Source organism: Streptomyces sp. NPDC059909, from assembly GCF_042730885.1.
Classification (GTDB): domain Bacteria; phylum Actinomycetota; class Actinomycetes; order Streptomycetales; family Streptomycetaceae; genus Streptomyces.
Window position 1 is genome coordinate 7343 of the sequence record NZ_JBHWKX010000125.1, and the last position, 5096, is coordinate 12438.

Below are 5096 nucleotides of genomic sequence, written 5' to 3' on the forward strand. Positions count from 1 at the left end.
AGGGGGAATAGCAAGGACCCCGTTTCCCCCCCCCATTTTCCCTCCCACGTGTCGTTCCCGGAACCCCCCACGGGCCCCCCCCCGTACCCCCACGGCGGGCCACCGTGGTGGTGGCGCGTGCGCTGCTCATCCATACCGTCACGCTAGACCGCACCGGTCCCGGCGGGCGTCAGCCGGGCGCGGTGATCGCACGTACTCCCTGTGGAGTAGGAGGGTCGCTGTCGGAGGGCCGTGCCACAGTGGGCCCCATCCGGCGAGGGCGCGGACGCGGGGTATGTGCCAGGCCCCAACTGGGCACGGCACGTGGCCGATTCCCCGGACTCCTCGTGGCTGCCCGGCCCGGTGGCGGTCGTCGTGGGCGGAACTACCACATGGGGGCGGTTCGGGTCCGGCTTCGATCTCGGGGCGGTCCCGTTCGACTTCTGGGGGGTGGCCGCCGCTCGCCGCGGGATTCGTCGCGGAGTTCGGCGGGCGGCTTGGGCACCGCGCCGAGGAGCAGCTGGGCACGTACTGACCCGGGGCCCTTCCGGCCGGTCCGGGCGATCCTGCCCCTCCGGGGGACCTAACGCGGGTGGGCGGAGCCGGGCAGGACGAGCCCGGCGTCGCGGGCGAGGCGGGACACCGCGTACGAGAAGAAGGTCTCCCGGTCCTCCACGATGCGGTTGAACTGGCCGAAGACCTCGAAGGAGATCAGCCCGAACACCTGGGACCAGGCGGCGACCAGGGCGACGACGAGGCCCGCGGGCAGGTCGGGCGCGAGGTCGGCGGTCAGGCGGTCGGCTTCGGGACGGAGGTCGGCGGAGAGCGGGGGCGGGGCGACGCCGGGGCCGCGGTGGGCGTCGCGGGCGATGGAGATGAGGGCGAGGCCGACGCGGGAGGCCGGCGCGATGGTGGCCGCCGGGGCGGCGTAGCCCGGGACGGGGGAGCCGTAGATCAGGGCGTACTCATGGGGATGGGCGACCGCCCAGGCCCGGACTGCCACGCACACGGCGGTCCAGCGGGCGGCGGGGCCGGCCGGTCCGGCGGCCTGTGCCTCGGCGTGGGCATCGACATCGGCGAGGGCCCGCTCGGCGGCTGCGCCGACGGCGTCGTACGCGTCGACGATCAGCGCGGTGAGCAGCTCGTCACGGCTGGGGAAATAGCGGTACAGCGCCGAGGAGACCATGCCGAGTTCGCGTGCGACGGCGCGCAGGGAGAGCTTGGCGGCGCCTTCGGCCGCGAGCTGTCTGCGTGCCTCGTCCTTGATGGCGGCGGTGATCTCGCTGCGGGCCCGCTCCCTGGCCCCCCGCACGGCGGAGCCGGTGGTGCTCCCGGAGCCGTTCCTGCTCCTGGAGTTCCTGGAGCCGGTGCTGCTCGCGGTGCTGGTGCTGCCCGGACGGCTGGCGCTGCTCATGCGAGACAGTGTGTCACGTTTCGGAGCACCGCCCAATAACGAGAGCACTGCTCTTGCTTTGGATCGCCGATCCGGTGCACACTGCTCTCAACCGAGAGCAGTGCTCTCTCAACCTCAACGATGGAGTATCGCGATGTCGTCGTCGCACTACGTCCGTGCCAACTCGCTCGAGGTCCGCATGAACCGCATCGTGGGCTGGCTCGCCCGCCGCGGCGTCAGCCTCCTCGGCACCGCCGAGCTCTCCGTGCGCGGCCGCAAGAGCGGCACCATGCAGCGCATCCCCGTCAATCCGTTCACACAGGACGGAGTGCAGTACCTGATCTCGGCCCGCGGCCACTCCCAGTGGGTGCGCAACATGCGCGCCGCGGGCGGCGGCGAGCTGCGCCTCGGCCGCAAGGTGCACACCTTCACCGCCGAGGAGATCCAGGACAGCGAGAAGCTCCCCGTCCTCCGCGGCTACCTCGAGCGCTGGGGCTGGGAGGTCGACCGGTTCTTCCAGGGCGTCACCGCCAAGTCCTCCGACGCGGAGATCCTGGCGGCCGGCCCCGACCACCCGGTGTTCCGGATCACCGTCATGAAGTGACGCGTGCGCCGCCGCCGTCCTGCTCGCCCGCTCCCCGCTCGCCGGCTCCCGGCTCGGCGGCCCCCCGGCGGTCCGCCCCCGCGCTCACCGGCCGCACCCGGTCCAGCGCCTCCAGCGCGCGCCGGGCCATGGGCCGGGAGCGCACGATGCCCGCCAGCGACGTCGAGCCGCGGGTGATGTCCGCGAAGGCCTTCCAGGCCGGCCGGAACCCGGTGATCACCGCGTGCAGCAGCCCCGGGCGCCGCTCGAACACCGCGAGCATGCGCCGGCCGACACCCATCTCGACGCCCAGCCCCGCCTTGATGGCGAAGGCGTAGTTCAGCGCCTGGCGGCGGGCGTCCACGGCGTCGTTCGCCTCGGCGATCCGTACCGCCCACTCCCCCGCGAGGCGCCCCGAGCGCAGGGCGAACGAGATGCCCTCGCGCGTCCACGGCTCCAGCAGCCCGGCCGCGTCCCCGCAGACCAGCACCCGTCCGCGCGACAGCGGCGAGTCGTCGCTGCGGCAGCGGGTCAGATGCCCGGACGAGATGGACGGCTCGAAGCCGGCCAGGCCCAGCCGGGCGATGAAGTCCTCCAGATAGCGCTTGGTGGCGGCCCCTTCGCCACGCGCCGAGATCACACCGACGGTCAGGACCTTGCCCTTGGGGAACACCCAGCCGTAGCTCCCGGGCATCGGGCCCCAGTCGATGAGCACCCGCCCCGCCCAGTCCTCGGCGACCGTCGCCGGCACCGGGATCTCGGCCTCCAGGCCCAGATCCACCTGGTCGAGCTTGACCCCGACATGCGCTCCTATCCGGCTGGCGCTGCCGTCGGCGCCGACGACGGCCCGCGCGAGGACCGTCTCACCGTCGGCGAGGACGACCGCGACCGTGCGGCGGTCAGGCACGGCCGGCCCGTGCTGCTCGACCCGGGAGACCGTCGCCCCCGTGCGCAGCTCGGCGCCCGCCTTCTGCGCCTGCTCGACCAGCGCGGCGTCGAACTCGGGCCGGTTGATGAGCCCGAAGAGCATCCGTCGCGAGCGGCGCGTACGGGACAGCTTGCCATTCAGCGAGAAGGTGACCGCGTGCACCCGGTCCTGGAGCGGCAGCTCGAAGCCGGGCGGCAGGGCGTCCCGCGACGGCCCGATGATCCCTCCGCCGCAGGTCTTGTAGCGCGGCAGCTCGGCCTTCTCCAGGATGAGCACCCGGCGTCCCGCGACCGCGGCGGCGTAGGCCGCCGACGCTCCCGCCGGTCCGGCTCCGACCACGACGACGTCCCACACCGGCTCGCCGTGTCCGTCCACGGCATCTGCCTTCTCGCTGCTCACGATGTGCTTCTGCTCCCGATCCGACCCAAGGCCCAAGCTCTCGACGGCATCCTACGGGCGCGGCCCGTGACCCCCGCTGTGGGAGGATCGGCCGTACCTTCGCCGTACACACGATGAACACAACGTCGCACCCACAAGGAGCGTGCCCATGTCCGCGAATCCGATAGCCGAGACGGTCGCCACCCTGATGCCCCGCGCCAAGACGGAGCTCGCGGAGCTGGTGGCGTTCCATTCGGTGGCGGACCCGGCCGTGGCTCCGAAGAGCGAGTGCGAGGCGGCCGCGAAGTGGGTCGCCGACGCGCTGCGCACCGAGGGCTTCCAGGACGTCGCGCTGCTGGACACCCCCGACGGTTCGCAGTCGGTGTACGGCCTGCTGCCCGGGCCCGAGGGTGCGCCGACCGTGCTCCTCTACGCGCACTACGACGTGCAGCCGATGCTGGACGAGTCGGCGTGGATCACGCCTCCGTTCGAGCTGACCGAGCGGGACGGCCGCTGGTACGGGCGCGGGGCCGCCGACTGCAAGGGCGGCTTCATCATGCATCTGCTCGCCCTGCGCGCTCTCAAGGCGAACGGCGGCGTCCCAGTCTCCGTGAAGGTCATCGTCGAGGGCTCCGAGGAGCAGGGCACCGGCGGCCTGGAGCGGTACGCGGAGGCGCACCCGGAGCTGCTGGGCTCCGACGCCATCGTGATCGGCGACACCGGGAACTTCCGGGTCGGGCTGCCGACCGTCACGGCGACGCTGCGCGGCATGACGATGATCCGGGTCCAGGTGGACACCCTCGAAGGGAACCTGCACTCGGGGCAGTTCGGCGGCGCCGCGCCCGACGCCCTGGCCGCGCTGATCCGCGTCCTCGACTCGCTGCGGGCCGAGGACGGCTCGACGGTCGTCGAGGGCCTCACGGCGGACGCGTCCTGGGAAGGGCTGCAGTACCCGGAGGAAGACTTCCGCAAGGACGCGAAGGTCCTCGACGGCGTGGGCCTGATCGGGCACGGCACGGTCGCCGACCGGATCTGGGCGCGTCCCGCGGTCACCGTCATCGGCATCGACTGCCCGCCGGTGGCCGGCGCGACCCCGTCGATCCCGTCGAGCGCCCGCGCACAGATCAGCCTGCGCGTGCCGCCCGGGCAGGACGCGGCCGAGGCGACGAAGCTGCTGTTCGCCCACATCGAGAAGCACACGCCGTGGAACGCCCGGCTGAGCCTGGAGCAGGTGGGCCAGGGCCAGGCGTTCCGTGCGGACGTGAACAGCCCGGCGTACACGTCGATGGCCGAGGCGATGCGGGTCGCGTACCCGGGCGAGGAGATGCAGACGTCCGGCATGGGCGGCTCCATCCCGCTGTGCAACACGCTCGCCGCGCTCTACCCGCAGGCCGAGATCCTGCTCATCGGGCTGAGCGAGCCGGAGGCGCAGATCCACGCCGTGAACGAGAGCGTGTCGCCGCAGGAGCTGGAGCGGCTGTCGGTGGCCGAGGCGCTGTTCCTGGTGAACTACGCGCGCTCGAAGCAGGACCAGGCCTGAGCCCCGAAGCAGGTCAGGCTCCTCGCGGGCTTGAGCGCTGGGCGAATCTCGCGTAGAGGTCAACTTGACCCGGCCCTAAAGGGCCAGGGTTGGAGGTAGTGCCCAACTGGCTGCTGGGTGGGCTCCTCCGTCCAGACACCCCTATGGGGTGGCAGGGGCGCGTGACTCACGCCCCGCAGTCCACGCGGCCTCGCCCTTGCGGGCGATGTTGCGGGAGGCGTTCCGGTCTGCGTGGGCAACGACCCCGCAGTTCCGGCAGGTGAACAGGGCCTGGCTTGCCCGGTTCTTCTTGTCG

General features: G+C 72.5%; 5 protein-coding genes. 2 read left to right on the forward strand and 3 right to left on the reverse strand.

The features are described from left to right. Nucleotides 1-562: 562 nt before the first annotated feature. On the reverse strand, nt 563-1393 hold the full coding sequence (locus ACFV9O_RS37920; protein WP_385426952.1) for a TetR/AcrR family transcriptional regulator: 831 nt from the start codon (nt 1391-1393) through the stop codon (nt 563-565). A 133-nt stretch (nt 1394-1526) separates the two neighbouring features. Here ACFV9O_RS37920 and ACFV9O_RS37925 point away from each other — a divergent pair, with 133 nt between their 5' ends. Then, a complete protein-coding gene (locus ACFV9O_RS37925) occupies nt 1527-1976 on the forward strand; it encodes a nitroreductase family deazaflavin-dependent oxidoreductase (protein ID WP_385426955.1) in 450 nt (149 codons plus the stop codon). Here the strand turns inward: ACFV9O_RS37925 and ACFV9O_RS37930 are convergent. Continuing rightward, nucleotides 1966-3282 (reverse strand): geranylgeranyl reductase family protein, encoded by a 1317-nt coding sequence (locus ACFV9O_RS37930; protein WP_385426958.1) that lies wholly within the window; start codon nt 3280-3282, stop codon nt 1966-1968. The two genes, ACFV9O_RS37925 and ACFV9O_RS37930, sit on opposite strands and share 11 nt — an antisense overlap. A 148-nt stretch (nt 3283-3430) precedes the next feature. Between ACFV9O_RS37930 and ACFV9O_RS37935 the strand changes: the two genes are divergently transcribed. Further along, nucleotides 3431-4801: a dipeptidase gene (locus tag ACFV9O_RS37935; RefSeq protein WP_385426960.1), complete on the forward strand. Its 1371-nt coding sequence runs from the start codon at nt 3431-3433 to the stop codon at nt 4799-4801. 141 nt (nt 4802-4942) lie between these two features. Here the strand turns inward: ACFV9O_RS37935 and ACFV9O_RS37940 are convergent. After that, the coding region (locus tag ACFV9O_RS37940; protein WP_385426963.1) for a zinc ribbon domain-containing protein at nt 4943-5096 on the reverse strand (154 nt) is incomplete at its 5' end.